We start from the raw sequence: 17,367 nt of genomic DNA on the forward strand, positions 1-17,367 counted from the left end.
TTGGCATTCATTATCAAAAAAATAAGCCTAAATAATAATGTTGTGTATTTTTTACACTTTAGCATTTTGGAGCAACTTTCCGGCGTTAAAACAACTGTTGCGCCTGCAACTGAATGGTACTTTTCTGCTTTCCGGCCACTTCATCCCACCCGCTGCCAATAGTGGCGGCATTCCGGTACATTACCTGGTTCCAGCGTAACCAAACGGCTATACGTTTTGTAATGCCCCACCTTATATTAATATTATACTGCCAGCCATCCCCATTCAGCTGCATTACACTATTATTATACAGCATATTACTTTCAATGGCGTACAAAGTGCTGCCACTACCACTGGTACTGAACCAGGTAAGGCGGCCGGAAAGCCGCAGCGGCAGGGTGGTAAAGCGGTACTGCAATTCCTGGAAACATAACCAGCCCTGTTGTTTATCACTGTTCTTTGTATAGTGGTTCAGCTCAACCCGGCTGCGGAGCTTCCAGGGCCCGCCTAAAGGCATGCTTACCTGGCAGCGCCAGCTACGCCGGGTTAGCAGTACTACCGGGGCTATATAATTACTACTGCCTATACAGTTCTCCCAACCGGTTTTATGGCTGTAACGGATAAATGCTTCTGTTTGCTTATCCGGCGTATAGGTAAGGCTCATTAACAGCTCCCGGCCATTGGCGCCCGGCCTGTTCAACCGGTATTTGAGCCAGGGGAACCGATACAGGTCCGCATAAGCTTCCATTTTCAGCTGCGGGGTTAAACGCAGGGTAATGGCAGTGTACCAGCCGCTTTCATTGGCGGGCCGGTAGTTGTTACCAAAAGCATTGCTGTATAATGATTGGTAGGCGCGGTGGTACGAGCGGTATAATAAAGCTACATCTGCCTTTGGGTGTATGCCGGCCAGGATACCATTTACCGTAGCCAGGTGGCCGCCTGCATCTACAGCTGTTTCACCGAAAGCATGCACATTTTTCCAGGTGCCGCTGTAATCAATGCTGGCATTAAAGAACCGGTCGCCCTCCGGTGCAAACAGGTTATACGGCTGTTCATTCTTTTGCAGCGGTGCAGAGAATTTATGCTGTATAACATTCAAGCCTATACGCAAGTTGCCGTTATCATATACTATATTTCCACCGGCAGAACGCTGTTGCAAAGCGCCCCGCTTAGCGGCTTCCAGCTCAGTACGATGATAGCCGGTGGTAACAAAGGAGCTGATGTAGGATGCAGCTTCCAGCGTATCGCTTTCAAAAACATTTCCATCCAGCTTGCGGAGGGATACAAAAGCGGTTAGCTGCCAGGCGCGCTGCTGCAGCGTAATACCGGCGCCACGGAAGAAATAGAACTCACCGGTGGAGGCGTATGGGTTCAGCACCTCCCCTTCCCGCTTTACCTGTAATACCACCGGGCTTTTACCAAATGCCAGCGATTGCCAGTTGATGAGCCCCTGGCCCATGTTCACCGTAAAATCGCCCAGGGCCAACGCTTTAATGTGTTTGTAATTGCGGATGAACAGGTGAGCACTGTAAAAATCAAAGCCCTGTTTTTGTGCGCCTTTGAAGAATTGCTCACCTGCATCTTTTTGCATTACCACGCCCCAGCTGGCATAACGTGGAAAGTTATAGCGGTAACGCAGCAACAGCTGATCCGGCGAGCCGGCGTAATGTGCAGCCGTACTATCTGTATGCGCGTAGCCACGCGGTAATTCCAGCTGCCGGCCATAACGGAGCAGCAAGGCATGCTCTCCTTTATGCAGATAATCGCGCAGGGTGTAAGATGGCTGCAAGCCAGCATCTACAGTGATATAGGGCAGTATACGGTTTATAAGCCCTTCATCAAAACCGGGTACGGCCTGCAGCTCATAAATACTTATCAGTTTTCCCAATAAACGGCGGTAGGCCAACAGGCTATTGATCTGCAAAGGGGTTAGCAAACCCAGGGAACGCAACGCAGCAGCATCTGCCAGGTTCAGATCCATCTTATGCCGGGTGTAAGCATTGAGCTGTTGCCAGCGGGTATCATCTTCCGGTATAATGGTGCTACTCTCCAGCTGCTCTTCCCCTGCGGCAGATAAGGTTTCTGCTGACTGGGCATACCCCTGCCCGCAGGCGCCCAATAACAGGCAGCCTGCCAGAATGATGCGGTAGCTTTTCATAGCAGTGTTTCTTTTTTCTTTTGTTGCCAGATAATAGCTGCTGCCGGCGTAATACCTAATTGCGGATGATAACTACCGGAAAGGAATATACGCAGCGATTGCCAGCTGAAGCTAATGCCCCCGCCACTCAGCTGCGGATCTGTGGCAATACCCAGCTGCAGCGATAATTGGGGGATGATACGGTACTCACCCATTACACGTGTGATCATGGGACGGTCTGTTTCCCGGACCACTTCTGCACTGAATAATAAACTGCCGGATACCTCGTAACCCAGGCCGGCGCTGTATACCACCGGAATATCCTGTGCACCGGCTTTGTACAGCTGCCGTGCAGCGGGATTAAAAGCATGGATACCGGCATGCAGCTGCGGGGTAATGTGCAGCAAACAACCTGCTTCAAAAGTAACAGTGCCGGCGCGGCCATATTGCTGGATGGATGCGGCCAGGTAATCGGCCTGAATGCCGATGCTTACCTTACTGCCTAAGGTACGGCCATAGGCTAGGCCTAACTTTTGCTGTTTAAAGGCCTCAAAGCCAAAATGCTGAACAGATAAACCGAATGTGCCGGATGATGTGGGAATGGCCACTGCCATAGCATACAGGCTGGTAGCATCTAACATAAAACGGCGCTCAGCATATACGCCTGCGGAAACGGTGGAAATGTGCGCCAGGGCGGCCTGGTTATGCAGGGCGGTAAATACATGCTGGAATTGTGTGCTGTACGTACCGCCCGCCTGCTGCGGACCTACGGGTAACCAAACGGATTGGGCTTTCAATAAGGATATACCCCAGGTGCAAACAACGGTTACAATGAGCTTTCTCATTTATACATGGTTGGTTGATGACAATAATTCTGAGGGAGAGATGCTACTAAGAGAGAGGGGCGAAAATAAAGTAAAAAGTAAAAAATAAAAAATTGTGTTTGCTGATAAGTGCTGTTGTTTGGTGTTAATTATTAGAATAATCCGTACAGCTGGGAATCTATGCGGGAAATGATCTCGCCCAGGTCTTCTTCGCTATCAGGGAATTTGTTCTTATCAATATCTACTATCAGCAGGGGGCCTTCTTTATACTTTTCTATCCAGTTGTTATAATATTCGTTTAATCGTTTCAGGTAATCCAGGCGTATGTTCTCTTCATACTCGCGGCCGCGCTTCTGGATCTGTGCTACCAGCGTGGGTACGGAGGCGTGTAAATAAATGAGCAGGTCCGGCGGTTTAACCATCGATTTCAATGTTTCAAAAAAGTTGAAATAGTTATCAAAATCGCGTTTGGTCATCAGGCCCATTTCATACAGGTTGGGAGCAAAAATGTGCGCATCCTCATAAATGGTACGGTCCTGTATAACCGTATCTTTTCCGTTCTGTATTTCCAGGAGCTGTTTTAAACGGCCGTGCAGAAAATATACCTGCAGGTTAAAAGACCAGCGTGGCATGTCTTCATAAAAATCGTTCAGGTAAGGGTTATGTTCCACATCTTCAAACTGGGGCGTCCATTTGTAATGTTTGGCTAAAGCTTCAGTAAGGGTGGTTTTGCCGGCGCCGATGTTACCGGCTACTGCAATGTGTTTGATCTTGTTAAGTTTTGCCATGCTTTTATTGTGGTAAGTGTAGAAAGATCATCAGCGGTTAATAGTAATTGATCCCGATTAATTTCCTTGCTGCCTGCAAAGTTTGTGCCGCGCTTGCTCTTGCTTTTTCAGCGCCGGTCTTTAAGATCTTTTGCAGATAGGCAGGGTCTTGCTGCAGGGCTTGCGCCTTTTCACGGATGGGGGCCATAAAGTTCACCATATCTTCTGCCAGCTGCTTTTTCATATCCCCATAACGGATACTCTGATCCTGGTAAGCATTCTCAAAACTTTTTACCACCTCCGGCGCTGTTACCAGCTGCATCAGCGTAAATAAGTTGGTTACGCTATCCGGCATAGGGGCGCCCAGTTCTGCAGGGCCACTGTCTGTTTTAGCTTTCATGATCTTTTTACGGATCAGCTCATCGGTATCGTTCAGGTACAGGGTAGCCATTTCATTTTCACTCTTGCTCATTTTACCGGTGCCATCCAGGCTTTGAATGCGCACCAGGTTATCGCCAAAGTTAAAGGCTACGGGCTCAGGAAACAACTCCCCGTAGCGGGCATTAAAACGTTGTGCAAAGTTACGCGCCATTTCCAGGTGCTGCTCCTGGTCTTTACCCACCGGCACCTTTACAGCGCGGTGCACCAGGATATCTGCACTCATGAGCACCGGGTAGGTTAACAGGCCGGCGTTTACGTTCTGGGGCTGCAGGCGTACCTTGTCTTTAAAAGTAGGTACTTTTTCCAGCTCGCCCTTATAGGCTAACATGTTCAGCAACAGGTACAGCTCTGCAATTTCAGGTACATCGCTTTGCGCATATAATGCCACTTTTTCAGGATCCAGGCCGGAGGCTATATTTTCTGCCAGCACGCGGTATACGTTGCCTCTCAGGTCTTTGGGATCGGGATGGGTGGTGAGTGAATGCCAGTCTGCCACAAAAAAGTAACAGTTATAATCTTCCTGCATCCGGATATAATTGCGGATAGCGCCAAAGTAATTGCCTAAATGTAAAAAGCCGGTTGATCGTATGCCACTTACTACGATTTCTTTTCCTGTTGCCATAATGGGGTGCAAGATAATAAATCCCCATTTATCCCTAATTTTGAGATACTGTCATATTTAACAATAATATTTCAATTTCTTTTTATTTAATTTGATCATGGAAGTAAATGATGCATTGGTACAGCAGCTGGCTAACCTGGCCAGACTGGAATTCAGCGAGCAGGAAAGGGCGGGCATCCAGCATGATCTGCAGCGGATGATCACCTTTGTGGAAAAGCTGAATGAGCTGGATACCGCGAATGTACAACCCCTGCTGTTCCTGACGGAGAATTACAATGTGTTCCGCGAGGATAAGGTAATACCTTCCATTACCCGTGAAGAAGGATTGCAGAACGCACCTTCCGCCAACGACCAGTATTTTAAAGTGCCCAAAGTCATTAAGAAATAACCTATTACTATGCGACCTGATTCTGTCATCCATTTAGAGAACATCCGCAAAAGTTATTTTATTGGCCGCAATGAGCTGCCGGTGCTGAAAGGCGTATCCCTGGATATTCTAAAAAATGAATATGTAGCGCTGATGGGCCCTTCCGGTTCCGGTAAAAGTACCCTCATGAACATACTGGGCTGCCTGGACTCCCCTACCAGCGGCAGATACATACTGAGCGGACATGATGTTAGCACCATGGAAGACAATGAGCTGGCCCGCATACGTAATAAGGAAATAGGTTTTGTGTTCCAGCAGTTTAACCTGATGCCCCGCCTTTCTGCACTGGAGAATGTGGCAGTGCCGCTGATCTATGCCGGCATCAATAAAAAGACCCGGGAGGAAATGGCGATGGAGGTGATTAAAAAAGTAGGGCTGGGCGAGCGTTATAAACATAAACCCAATGAGCTTTCCGGTGGCCAGTGCCAACGTGTGGCCATTGCCCGCGCCCTGGTAAATAACCCTGCCCTGATACTGGCAGATGAGCCTACCGGTAACCTGGATTCCAAAACGTCTGTAGAGATCATGGAGATCTTTGGAAAGATCCACGCTTCCGGCAACACTGTAGTGCTGGTAACACACGAAGAAGATATTGCGGACCATGCACGCCGTGTAGTGCGCTTACGCGATGGATTAATTGAAACCGATAAGCTGAATGAGAAATACCTGACACCGGCTGTTTCCTGATCACCTGTGCCGCTTTAGCGGCCATTTCCCCGTATTTTAATATGGCTACCAAGATATACACCAAAACCGGCGATAAGGGCAAAACGGCCCTCATAGGCGGCACTAAAGTGCCTAAGAGCCACCTGCGTATTGAAACCTATGGTACGGTGGATGAACTGAACTCCTACATTGGCCTGGTAAATGACCATATTACCGATGCTGCTACCAATACTTTACTGAAAGAGATACAGGACCGCCTGTTCACCATTGGCGCTTCCCTAGCGACTGATCCTGAAAAGGAAACGGGCATGAGCATCCCTGACCTGAAAGCGGAAGATGTGCTGCTGCTGGAAAAAAGTATGGATGCTATGAACGAGGAGCTGCCGGTGATGAAATCTTTTATACTGCCGGGCGGGCATGTAGCAGTATCTACCTGCCATGTGGCCCGCTGTGTATGCCGCCGTGCAGAGCGCCTGTGTGTGGGTATGCAGGAGGAAGGATTGTTTATTGAGCCCCTGGTATTGCAGTATACCAACCGCCTGAGTGATTATTTGTTTGTGTTGGCCCGGTGGATAGGTCACCGGCTAAATGTTCCGGAAGTGACCTGGAAACCCCGCGTTTAAATTATTTTCCCATCTTTCATAGTTAGCTGCCGGTCGCTTAAGGGCGCCAGCTCGTCGTTGTGGGTAACGATGATGAAGGTTTGTTTGAACTGGTCCCGCAGCTGCAGGAAGAGCTGGTGCAGCTCCCGCGCGTTCTTGGAATCCAGGTTGCCGGTGGGTTCATCGGCCATTACAATGGCGGGGGTGTTAATAAGGGCCCGGGCTACGGCTACACGCTGCTGCTCGCCACCGGATAACTCGTTGGGTTTATGATCCATACGGTCTTTAAGGTTCAGAGTTTCCAGCAGGAACTGCGCCCGCTCTTTCACCTGGTTCTTTCTGGCGCCGCCAATATAACCGGGTACGCACACATTTTCCAGGGCGGTAAATTCCGGCAGCAGGTGGTGGAACTGGAAAATAAAGCCAATGTTGCGGTTACGGAAATCGGCAAGCGCATTGCCTTTCAGAGTAGTAAGGTTTACATCCTGCAGCCATACCTCACCGGAGGTAGGGGTATCCAAAGTGCCCAGCAGGTGCAGCAAAGTGCTTTTACCGGCCCCGGATGAACCAACGATGGTTACAATTTCTCCCTGCTTAACGGTAACGTCTACTCCCTTTACAACCTGTAAGTTGGAATAATTTTTGGTAAGATTGCGAGCAACTAACATACTCAAAGAAAAGTAATTCACCGTTAAAATAGTAATAGTTGTTTATTTCAAATTAAATAATACTTTTGCGAAAATTTAAGGCAGTAAAAATTTTACTAACATGTACTGGACATTAGAATTAGCTTCATACCTGGAGGACGCTCCATGGCCAGCTACTAAAGACGAATTGATTGATTACGCCATCCGCTCCGGTGCACCCATTGAAGTGATAGAGAACTTACAGGAACTGGAGGATGAAGGGGAAATTTACGAAGGGATAGAGGATATATGGTCTGATTATCCGTCACAAGACGACTTTTTCTTTAATGAGGACGAATATTAGCTGAAGCACCACTGATAGCCAAAGCATAAAGCCACGCCTTGTAAAGCTGGTAAATGTAAGCATACAGCCCTAAGCTTATGCCATCTTTTGCGACAGCCTATACTTTTGATTTTCCCCCTTGAGTAAACTATTTATGGAAGCCTGCAGCGATTTGTTGCAGGTTTTTTTTGGCAGAAAGCGAAAAGCAGAAAGCAAAAAGCTGAATGCGGAACGCTTAATGCCGCGAAGGCGGAGGCCGTGAAGAGGAGGTGGAGGCTGTGAAGAGAAGGCGGTAATACCTGAAGGTGGCCGGTGGAGGGGGGCGGTTTGCTGCCGTGAGGGTGAACTATTATGCTGCAGATCCGCAGCTTGCCTCAGGTGTTAAAGGTTATTTTCCAATTAAGCTATTATCTATTAAAGCACAAAGCCTGCAGCTATCCGCTACAGGCTTTGTGCTTTATGCTTTGAGCTTTACGCTTATTTTTCCATTTGCTCTGCTATGGCCAGTGAAACCCCGGTAAAGGAGAAACCACCGTCATGGAACAGGTTCTGCATGGTTACCATGCGGGTAAAGTCAGAGAACAGGGTTACCACGTAGTTAGCGCATTGGTCGGCAGTAGCATTGCCCAGGGGGCTCATTTTCTCTGCGTAGGCCATAAACCCGTCAAAACCCTTTACACCGCTACCGGCAGTAGTTTTGGTGGGCGACTGGGAAACGGTATTGATACGCACCTTGTTACGGATACCGTAGTGGTAACCAAAGCTGCGGGCTATAGATTCCAGCAGGGCTTTGGCATCAGCCATCTCGCTATAATCAGGGAACACCCTTTGTGCAGCAATGTATGTAAGCGCTACGATAGAACCCCAGTCGCTGATAGCATCCAGCTGGTAAGCTGTTTGCAGCACGCGGTGCAGAGACATAGCTGAAATATCAAACGTTTTATGATTGAAGTCGTAATCCAGGTCTGTATAAGGCCGGCCTTTACGCACATTCATGCCCATACCTACGGAATGCAGCACAAAATCTACTTTACCGCCAAAATGCTCCATGGACTTGGTGAAGAGATTTTTGAGATCGTCCATATTGGTTACATCGGCCGGGATCACCGGCGCATTGCAGGTTTCAGCCAGTTTCTTGATCTCTCCCATGCGCAGTGCTATAGGAGCATTGGTCAGCACGATCTGGGCTCCTTCTTCCTTGCAACGCAAAGCTGTTTTCCACGCAAGAGACTGCTCATCCAGCGCCCCGAATATGATACCTTTCTTTCCTTGTAATAAGTTATGAGCCATTGGGTTCAAATTAATTTCCGGCAAAAATAGTTGTTATAGTTTAAAAATCATTATTTGTTATTTGTTGAACGGGGCCCGTTCAACAAATAACGGTCCATGGTCGATGGTCCATAGTCCATTGCCTACTTCGTTTTGCAGGTAATACGGAATATGCAAGTCCGTGGTCAATGGTCCATTGCGTGGTGCGGAACAGGCTAATAGCGATATTATTGCACTATGGTTGCGAAGTATGCTATGGACCACCGACTATGGACCATGGACTCAACTCCCCACCATTTCCCGGGCATTCTCCAATGCAGCGGCAGTAGGCTTTTCACCACTCAGCATTTGTGCAATGGCGTTAATGCGTTCTTCCGTAGTAAGCAGGCGCACACCGGTAGTTACCTTACCGCTCCTGGTTTCCTTGTACACAAAGTAATGCGCATCGGCCTTACCGGCTATCTGCGGCTGGTGGGTGATACAGATCACCTGGTGTGCATGGGCCAGATCCTTGAGTATTACGCCTACCTGGCGGGCTGCTTCACCTGAAATACCGGTATCTATCTCGTCAAATATTAATGTCGGTAAAGCCACGGATTGTGCCACCAGTGATTTGATGCACAACATTAAACGGCTTAATTCACCGCCGGAGGCTACTTTTCGTATAGGCGCAAACTGTTCGCTCTTATTGGCATCAAACAGGAACTCAATGTTATCCTGCCCGTTAGCCTGCAAAGCGCCCGGTGTAATGCTCACCTTTAAGCGGGCATTGGGCATACCTACCTGTGCCAGCAGGGCATTTACCTTTTTCTCAAAAGGCGGCACCTGCTGCATACGCAGGGTGGTAATACCGGCGGCCAGCTTTTCCAGGGCTTGCTGTAAGGACGCTTGTTCCTTTTCCAGCTCCAGCAGCTGCTCATCCAGGTTCAGCGCACTTTCTACACGGGTAGAAAGGTCTGCTTTGATGTTTAACAGTTCCGCCGTGGTATGCACGCCATGTTTTTTCAGCAGGCGGTAACCGGTGGCTGTTCGCTCATTCACCTGCTCTATGCGGGCAGCATCGTACTGGATGCCGTCGTTTATGCGTTCTATTTCATCTGCTACGTCCTGCAGCTCCAGGTAGGATGATTGCAGGCGGGCCACCAGCGCAGGCAGCTCCTGCTGATAACCGGCCATAGCCTGCAGGCCGGATTGCAGCTGTTTCAGCTGCTGCAAAATGGGCTGCTCATCTTCCTTTAACTGGAAACAGGCTTTGTTGAGGGTATTCTTGATCTCCTCTGCATGAGTAAGCACCTGCAGCTCTGCATCCAGGTTCTCAATCTCGTTCTCTGCAAAGGCAGCATCTTCCAGCTCATCCAGCAGGAACTTGTTATAGTCCAGCTCTTTGTTGGCACTATCGCGCTGATCCTGCAGCTGTTTCAGCTTACGCTGTACCTGGGAGTAGCGCTGCCAGGATTGCTGGTACTGTTGCAGGGCTTCCGGCTTATTCACCAATGCATCTACCACGCGGCGCTGGAAATCGCTTTTTTCCAGCTCCAGGGTATCAAACTGCTGGTGCAGGTCTACCAGGTAGCCGCTTAGTTCTGCCAGCTGGGAAAGGTTTACCGGCGTATCATTCACAAATGCGCGGGATTTGCCGCTGGCGCTTACTTCCCGGCGTATAATAAGCACTTCTTCCAGGTCCAGCTCATGCTGCTGGAAAAACTCTGCCACCAGCGCTTTTTTTACCTTAAAGGCGCCTTCTACCACACATTTACCGGTTTTGTCAAACAGCACCCCGGGATCGGCCCGCTCTCCCAATATTAATGATAACGCGCCCATGAGAATAGATTTACCGGCGCCGGTTTCACCTGTGATGATATTCAGGCTGCCGGAGAAATCAACCTCCAGGTGGTCAATGATCGCATAATTCTTAACTGTCAGTTTCTGTAACATAGAGGGCGTTTGCGTTACGGGTACGAATTAAAATGAAATGCCTGAATTTTAAGTAAGAAGTTTTGCACAATCCCAATAGCTCACATGCACGCTACACCTTATAAGTGCAGCCTGGAACAAAGTAAGCGGATGGGTACGAATTGTATTTGCGTAATATATGTTCCTTTAGCCTCCTACCCGCTGGATGCCGGCTTTGGCGCGCTGGTCCAGGGAATTCTTAAAATCATGGTCGGGCATGTTCAGGCAGTTCTGGTAACATTGCAGGGCTTTGGCTTTATCGTTACGCTTTTCGTAGATATACCCCATTTGCAGGGCGGCCCGGGCGGCAAAGTACTCCGGGCGGCCGGTACCTACCTTTATTGTGGCCTCATACATAGATATGGCTTTATCATCCTGCCCCATTTCATCATAAATACGGCCCAGGCGGTAGGCATATTCGATCTTTTCCTCGATCTGCGTGAAGTCGGCTGCTTTTTTAGTTTGCATCAGCTTCAGCGCATCGTTAAAAAAGCCACCGTCGCTCAGCAGGCGTACTTTCAGTAAAAAGGTATTGGGCCATTTGCCGCTTTTGGCTTCTTTCAGGGCCTGTTTATCGCCATCTGCTTCCGTATTACCCCGGGTTAAGATGAGGTTACGGTATTTATTGGCGGCTTCCATATTGCCCCGCATGTAATAATACCAGCTTAAGCGTTGCAGGGCTTCTTTTACATTGAATTTTCCTTTGAAGTTATTCAGGAATTTTTCCAGGTACACATGCGCATCCTCATCCTGGCGGGCCAGCTTTAACAGGCCCATTAAATAATCCTGGTACACCATGGTTTCATAACGGGCGCTGGTATTACGTTCGGACAGCACTTTAATGCCCAGATCTGCCCTTTGGTTGGTAACTGCCAGGTTGGCCACCATAAGGGCAAACAGGTAGTTATTACGCGTATCCAGCTGCCGTTGTTGTATGAACTGCCACAACTCATTTGGGTTGCTTTCCATGAACAGTTTCAGGTAGCAGTAATAGTAATATCCTTCCGGTTTAAACAGCTGGGCCAGGGGGGCATTACTGTCTATAAATCCCTGCAGGTTCTGCATGCCCTGTTTAATGCTGCCTTTCATGCCCAGCACCCCGCTGATCCACTTATAACCATCCGGAATGGTGCCGAACACGGTTTGCATGGCGCTGATCAGCATGGTGTTGGGTGGGAACTGGGGGAACTTGCGCTGGTTATCTTTCAGCGTCATAAAGGCTTTGCGTATTTCCCAGGCGGCATCCCATTTTTCCCCGAACTTAATACGGATCATGGCCCACTGGAATTTAATTGCAGCCTGGGTGTACAGGTAATACGGAGAGCTATCCGGCCCCTGCTCCATTAATGACAGGCGGGCGGCCCGTTGTGATTTTTTGGCGTTATACTCTGCCGGGTCTTCATTAAAATATAATGGGAAAAAGTCGGCGTAATTATCCAGGAAGTAAGGGATCAGATTATCAGGGCGTTCTTTTTTTTCTGCTTCCAGCAGGGCTTTACCCTCCTCCAAACGCAGCTGCATAATAGCCTCATAGGCTTGCTGGCAGCGGCTATTAAAATCATATACCTTTTGACGGGCTGTAACGGTGAATGTTATACTAAGTAAGAGGACCGATAGAAAAAAGCGCATGGGCAAAAGTATTCAAATTCCATTCCAATAACGCCGGGGCTGGTGTAATTGAAAGTAAAAGTCCCGTTCCCGGATATACCGGGACGGGACTATGTAAGTTGGCAGTTAGTAGCTTACAGTTAGCAATGGGCGCCGGCTGCTACAAGGGCTGCTGCGTTTATATCGTTACGGTAGCTTCCAGGTCATTATCAACCAGGATACGGCCGCAATGTTCGCAAACGATGATCTTTTTGCGGTGGCGGATCTCAGCCTGACGCTGGGGCGGAATGGCGTTAAAGCAACCGCCACAGGAATCGCGCTCAACGGTTACCACGGCCAGACCGTTACGGTAGTTCTTACGGATCTTTTCGTAAGCGGCCAGCAGGCGGGGTTCTACCTTGGTGCGGGCTTCATCGCTTTCCTTGCGGATCTGTTTTTCTTCTTTCTCAGTTTCAGAGATGATCTTTTCCAGCTCGCCTTTCTTATGTTTCAGGTTGGATTCCTTGTCAACGATCGCTTTTTTTGCGGATTCCACCAGGCGGGTTTTATCCTTTATCTCTTCACTTGCGTCCTTGATATGCTTTTCTGAGAGTTTGATCTCCAGGTTCTGCATTTCAATTTCCTTTGTGATAGCTTCAAATTCGCGGTTGTTCTTCACATTATCCTGCTGCTTCTCATACTTCTTAACCAGCGCTTCTGACTCCTTGATAGCTGCTTTTTTGTTAGCAATGAAGTCCTGGATACCTCTCAGTTCATCCTCAACATGGGTAAGGCGGGTATTTAACCCTTCTACCTCATCTTCCAGGTCTTTCACTTCTATCGGCAACTCCCCTTTCAACACCTGGATACCATCCAGCTTGGAATCGATCTTCTGCAGTCTGAGCACAGACACCAATTTTTCTTCTACGGAGTACTCTTTTACGGTAGCCATATATTTTATAAATAATTTACCGGGTTTGTTTGAATAGTAGATTTAAGAGGCGCGAAATTACGAAATTTTTCGGTCAAAATATTGTAAAATAAATCAACCGTGAACTGCTCGCTTTCAAAATGCCCTATATCTGCTATAATCAATTGGTTTTCAGCATCAAAAAACTCATGGTATTTGAAATCGGCGGAGATGTAGGCATCTGCCCCGGCGGCTATGGCCTTTTTCAGCAAAAAGCTGCCTGCGCCACCGCAAAGGGCTACTTTTTGCACGGGCTTACCGCGTAAAGGCGTGTACCGTACGCAGCCGGTATTGAACTGCTGTTTTACCAGCTGTAAAAAGGCTGTTTCCTCCATGGGTGCAGGCAGGGAACCTATTAACCCGGAGCCGGCCTGCTGGTAGGCATTATCCAGCCGGATAATGTCGTAGGCTACCTCCTCATAAGGGTGGCTGGCCAGCAGTGCCTGTATCACCGCACCTTCCAGATAGGCGGGAAAGATCACTTCCAGCTTGGTTTCCGGCTCTATATGGCGCTGCCCCTGCTTCCCTACATAGGGATTGGTACCGGCGCCGGCTTTGAAAGTGCCGCTGCCTTCTGCATTAAAGCTGCATTCACCGTAATTACCAATGTTGCCTGCGCCTGCGGCAAATAAGGCGCTGCGCACTTTTTCAGCATCGGTATGGGGTACAAAGGTGTATAACTTTTTGAGGAGGTCTTTTTTAGGGACCAGCACCCGGCACTGCTGCAGGTCCAGACGGCCGGCCATCATAGCGCATACGCCATTGCGTACATTATCCAGGTTGGTGTGGGCGGCGTAAACGGCCACATCGTGCTTAATAGCTTTGATAGCCACCCGCTCCACGTAATTGCTGCCGGTGATCTTTTTAAGTCCGCCAAACACAATGGGGTGGTGGGCAATCACCAGGTTACAGTTGCGGGCCAGGGCCTCGTCTATCACTGCCTCTGTAGCATCCAGCGTAAGCAGGGCATTGGTAAGCTCCCAGCCGGGGTTACCGAACAGCAGGCCTGCATTATCATAGCTTTCCTGGTATTGCAGGGGCGCAAAGGATTCAATGGCCTGTATAACGTCCTTGATCTTCATTAAGGGCAAAATAAGGAAATTTTGAGGGAGATGGGCAAATGTGCGGATAGGGAATGGGTAAGATACATTAGCATGATCCAAAGTGGTGAGCGTGACATGGACTTCACCAGGGATTCACTAGGGAAAAACATGGGATCTAGCAGGGAAACTCATGAGAAACACATGGGAAGGACATGAGAAAGAGACGATGTTTATAGGGTGAAGTGCGTATTTTATTCTTAATAGCTATAATTCAAAACCCCGACCCGAATTGCGCACGAATTGTGCACGGGTTGCGCAGCAATTACGGGGCAATTACGAGACCTTTTCAGGAGGGGTGCCAGACATGAGGAGGAAGAGATAAGATGGTTAACACAGCATGTTGAAAATTGTGAAAAAAGTGGAGGGAAGTAAGATGATAACACAGCATGCTGAAAATTGTGGTAAAAAGTGAAGTAAGGAAATGGGAAGTAAGATGATTGACATAAGAGGTTCAAAATTGCAGCAAAAATGATGTGGGGTTTTATGTAGGGGGAGGGATGTCACTAGGGTTGCACAGGGATTACAGGGCTGTTTTAGGAGGGAACCACCGCAGTTGGATACCAATTGCGCCGCCCTGTAACCAAACAAAAAAGACGGCAGGGCGGTCAGGGGAAGCACCGTTTTTACCCGGCCTTAGGGAAATCAAACTTTTCTTTTATTTTGCCGTTATGAACACACGGAAACCTACCAGCGAATTATACAGCACCTTTACCGCCAAAATGCAGGCTATTGCCGATGTACGTAATGCCATGGCCGTACTGGGCTGGGACCAGGAAACCTATTTGCCGGAAAAAGGCGCTGCCTTCCGCGGGCAGCAGCTCACCACCCTTTCTACCATCGCACATGAAATGTTCACCGCCACGGAACTGGGGGATATATTGCAGGAGCTGCGCAGCCGTGGCGATCTGAATGCCACCCAGCGCAAAAACGTTGAGCTGTCGCAGGAGGATTATGAAAAGAACAAAAAGTATCCGGCCAGCTTTGTAGCAGAAATGTCGCAAACCACCAATGCCTGCTACCATGCCTGGATAAAAGCCCGTAAAGCCAACAGCTATGCGGAGTTTGAGCCCCTGCTGGCCAAAATGGTGCTACTGAAAAAACAGGAAACCAATATACTGGGCTTTGAAGGCCACCCTTACAATGCCCTGCTGAATGAATATGAAAAGGGCGCCAGCACCACCATGCTGGATACCATCTTTGACGCCGTTAAAACGGCTCTTACGCCCTTGCTGCGCCGTATTGAACAACGGCCGCAGGTGAACAAGGATTTCCTGCACCTGCGTTATGAGCGTAACAAACAGTGGGAGCTGGGCATTGCCCTGTTAAAAGATATGGGCTATGATATGGGCGCGGGCCGGCAGGATATTTCAGAACATCCTTTCACTACCAGCTTTAGCCCGCAGGATGTGCGGGTAACCACCCGTATTGATGAACAAGATTTTGGAAACATGACCTGGAGCTGTATTCACGAAGGAGGCCATGCCTTATATGAGCAAGGCCTGCCTGCGGAAGAATATGGCCTGCCCTGCGGGGAGGCTGCCAGCCTGGGCATCCACGAATCACAATCGCGCCTGTGGGAGAACAATGTAGGCCGCAGCAAGGCTTTCTGGCAGCACCATTACGGCAAGCTGCAACAAACCTTCCCTGACAATCTTCAAAACATTTCCCTGGACCAATTCTATAAAGGCATAAACCTGGTACAGCCTTCCCTGATACGTACAGAGGCCGATGAGCTGACCTATCATTTCCATGTAATGATCCGGTATGAGATAGAAAAAGGCTTGCTGGAAGGCACCTACTCCACCAAAGACCTGGACCAGGTATGGAACCGGTATTACCAGGAGTACCTGCATGTATCTGCCCCCAGCGCTACGCAAGGTGTGCTGCAGGATATTCACTGGTCGCACGGCAGCTTCGGGTACTTCCCTACTTACTCCCTGGGCAGCTTTTATGCTGCGCAGTTCTTTGCGGCGGCACAACAGCAATTGCCCGGCCTTACGGAGCAGATAGCTACCGGGCAGTATGGTAAGCTACTCAGCTGGCTACGGGAAAACATTCACCGCTACGGGCGCTTTTATACTTCTAATGAGCTTTGTGAAAAGGTTACAGGGCAGCCGCTGGATTTCCAGTATTTTCTGAAGTACGCAGAGGATAAGTTTGGAGAGATCTACATGTAATTACGAATTATTCAATTACGAATTACGAATTGAGTACTGCATAAATTAAAAGTCCTGCATTTGAATGCAGGACTTTTGCTTATAAATAAACAATTCAATATGTTCTTAATCAGCTTACTGATCAGGCGCTGGACTTCACTTACGAACTACCCAATTCGTAATTCGTAATTGACAATTCGTAATTCTACTTCATCATCCCTTCCAGCTCAGCCAGCGTTACGACGCCTTGTTTGCGGCCCGCCTCTTTACCTTCTTTATAAGCAATAAACGTAGGCAGGGCATTGGCTTTTACAGATTGCATTACTTCCTGGTCACGGCCTCCATCTACCTTTACCAGCTTTACCTGGGGGTGCTTTTGTAAGAACTGTTCCAGCACAGGCACCATGGTACGGCAGGGCGGGCACCATTCTGCACCTACATCCACCAGCACCCATCCGCTTTTAATGGATGTTTTAAAATCGCTTACGGCCAGCTGCTTTTCGGCAACAGCCCCTTGCAATGGTTTACCGGCCTGCTTCCAGGCGCGGATGCCGCCATCCATTTCCACCACTTTCGCAAAGCCGTTCTCCCGCATCCATTGGGCAGCTGCGCTGCTACGGCCACCACTCAGGCAGTAAATGTACACGGGCTTTTGCTTGTCCAGGTATTTAACCCGGTCGGTGAACTCCGTTTTATTGGTATAATCTGCCTGCAAGGCATTGGGTAAATGCCCGGTGTTAAATTCCTGCGCTGTTCGTACGTCGAATACCTGTATGGCTGGTTGCCGGCTGCCTTTTTCAAAAGCATCTACATCTACCACCTGGGCGGTGGCTGCCTGGACAGACAGGCATAACAACAGCACACTTAAACCCCACTGAATGAATGACTTGATCAT

16 protein-coding genes are annotated in these 17,367 nt (G+C 48.8%); 5 read left to right on the plus strand and 11 right to left on the minus strand.

Annotation, left to right across the window (positions count from 1 at the left end; all coding sequences use genetic code 11):
• Positions 1 to 85: 85 nt before the first annotated feature.
• From BMZ54_RS22555 to trpS, 4 genes are all read right to left on the minus strand, one after another.
• Entirely contained in the window at positions 86 to 2,137 is a 2,052-nt protein-coding gene (locus BMZ54_RS22555) for a ComEA family DNA-binding protein (protein ID WP_089917664.1), read from the minus strand.
• Positions 2,134 to 2,961, minus strand: a complete 828-nt coding sequence (locus BMZ54_RS22560; protein WP_089917665.1) for a hypothetical protein — start codon at positions 2,959 to 2,961, stop codon at positions 2,134 to 2,136. Before BMZ54_RS22560 ends, BMZ54_RS22555 begins: the two co-directional genes overlap by 4 nt.
• A 131-nt stretch (positions 2,962 to 3,092) precedes the next feature.
• On the minus strand, positions 3,093 to 3,728 hold the full coding sequence (locus BMZ54_RS22565) for a deoxynucleoside kinase (RefSeq protein ID WP_089917667.1): 636 nt from the start codon (positions 3,726 to 3,728) through the stop codon (positions 3,093 to 3,095).
• Between the two features lie 37 nt (positions 3,729 to 3,765).
• Positions 3,766 to 4,770 (minus strand): tryptophan--tRNA ligase, encoded by a 1,005-nt coding sequence (trpS, locus tag BMZ54_RS22570; protein WP_089917851.1) that lies wholly within the window; start codon positions 4,768 to 4,770, stop codon positions 3,766 to 3,768.
• A gap of 97 nt (positions 4,771 to 4,867) precedes the next feature.
• On the opposite strand from trpS, the gene gatC reads away from it, so the two are divergent.
• The 3 genes from gatC to BMZ54_RS22585 are packed head-to-tail and all read left to right on the plus strand — an operon-like array spanning position 4,868 to position 6,486.
• On the plus strand, positions 4,868 to 5,158 hold the full coding sequence (gene gatC / locus BMZ54_RS22575; protein WP_089917669.1) for an Asp-tRNA(Asn)/Glu-tRNA(Gln) amidotransferase subunit GatC: 291 nt from the start codon (positions 4,868 to 4,870) through the stop codon (positions 5,156 to 5,158).
• A gap of 9 nt (positions 5,159 to 5,167) precedes the next feature.
• A complete protein-coding gene (locus BMZ54_RS22580) occupies positions 5,168 to 5,884 on the plus strand; it encodes an ABC transporter ATP-binding protein (protein ID WP_089917672.1) in 717 nt (238 codons plus the stop codon).
• 41 nt (positions 5,885 to 5,925) lie between these two features.
• Positions 5,926 to 6,486, plus strand: a complete 561-nt coding sequence (locus BMZ54_RS22585) for a cob(I)yrinic acid a,c-diamide adenosyltransferase (RefSeq protein ID WP_089917675.1) — start codon at positions 5,926 to 5,928, stop codon at positions 6,484 to 6,486.
• Here BMZ54_RS22585 and BMZ54_RS22590 read toward each other — a convergent pair.
• Positions 6,483 to 7,133, minus strand: coding sequence for an ABC transporter ATP-binding protein (locus BMZ54_RS22590; protein WP_089917677.1), 651 nt, complete (start codon positions 7,131 to 7,133; stop codon positions 6,483 to 6,485). The genes BMZ54_RS22585 and BMZ54_RS22590 overlap by 4 nt on opposite strands.
• Positions 7,134 to 7,233: 100 nt before the next feature.
• Between BMZ54_RS22590 and BMZ54_RS22595 the strand changes: the two genes are divergently transcribed.
• Complete coding sequence (locus BMZ54_RS22595) at positions 7,234 to 7,455, plus strand: DUF2795 domain-containing protein (RefSeq protein WP_012794455.1); 222 nt, start codon at positions 7,234 to 7,236, stop codon at positions 7,453 to 7,455.
• Between the two features lie 456 nt (positions 7,456 to 7,911).
• Here BMZ54_RS22595 and BMZ54_RS22600 read toward each other — a convergent pair whose 3' ends face one another.
• From BMZ54_RS22600 to BMZ54_RS22620, 5 genes are all read right to left on the minus strand, one after another.
• On the minus strand, positions 7,912 to 8,724 hold the full coding sequence (locus BMZ54_RS22600; RefSeq protein ID WP_089917679.1) for an enoyl-ACP reductase FabI: 813 nt from the start codon (positions 8,722 to 8,724) through the stop codon (positions 7,912 to 7,914).
• Between the two features lie 261 nt (positions 8,725 to 8,985).
• On the minus strand, positions 8,986 to 10,638 hold the full coding sequence (gene recN / locus BMZ54_RS22605) for a DNA repair protein RecN (protein WP_089917681.1): 1,653 nt from the start codon (positions 10,636 to 10,638) through the stop codon (positions 8,986 to 8,988).
• A 165-nt stretch (positions 10,639 to 10,803) separates the two neighbouring features.
• On the minus strand, positions 10,804 to 12,285 hold the full coding sequence (locus BMZ54_RS22610; protein WP_143081107.1) for a tetratricopeptide repeat protein: 1,482 nt from the start codon (positions 12,283 to 12,285) through the stop codon (positions 10,804 to 10,806).
• 157 nt (positions 12,286 to 12,442) lie between these two features.
• Positions 12,443 to 13,195, minus strand: coding sequence for a zinc ribbon domain-containing protein (locus BMZ54_RS22615; protein ID WP_089917685.1), 753 nt, complete (start codon positions 13,193 to 13,195; stop codon positions 12,443 to 12,445).
• A gap of 5 nt (positions 13,196 to 13,200) precedes the next feature.
• Positions 13,201 to 14,295, minus strand: coding sequence for a Nif3-like dinuclear metal center hexameric protein (locus tag BMZ54_RS22620; RefSeq protein WP_089917687.1), 1,095 nt, complete (start codon positions 14,293 to 14,295; stop codon positions 13,201 to 13,203).
• Between the two features lie 689 nt (positions 14,296 to 14,984).
• Here BMZ54_RS22620 and BMZ54_RS22625 point away from each other — a divergent pair.
• Positions 14,985 to 16,493 (plus strand): carboxypeptidase M32, encoded by a 1,509-nt coding sequence (locus tag BMZ54_RS22625; protein ID WP_089917689.1) that lies wholly within the window; start codon positions 14,985 to 14,987, stop codon positions 16,491 to 16,493.
• A gap of 184 nt (positions 16,494 to 16,677) precedes the next feature.
• Here the strand turns inward: BMZ54_RS22625 and BMZ54_RS22630 are convergent, their stop codons facing one another.
• A complete protein-coding gene (locus tag BMZ54_RS22630; RefSeq protein WP_089917692.1) occupies positions 16,678 to 17,367 on the minus strand; it encodes a rhodanese-like domain-containing protein in 690 nt (229 codons plus the stop codon).

It is taken from the genome of Chitinophaga rupis (genome assembly GCF_900109685.1).
Taxonomy (GTDB): domain Bacteria; phylum Bacteroidota; class Bacteroidia; order Chitinophagales; family Chitinophagaceae; genus Chitinophaga; species Chitinophaga rupis.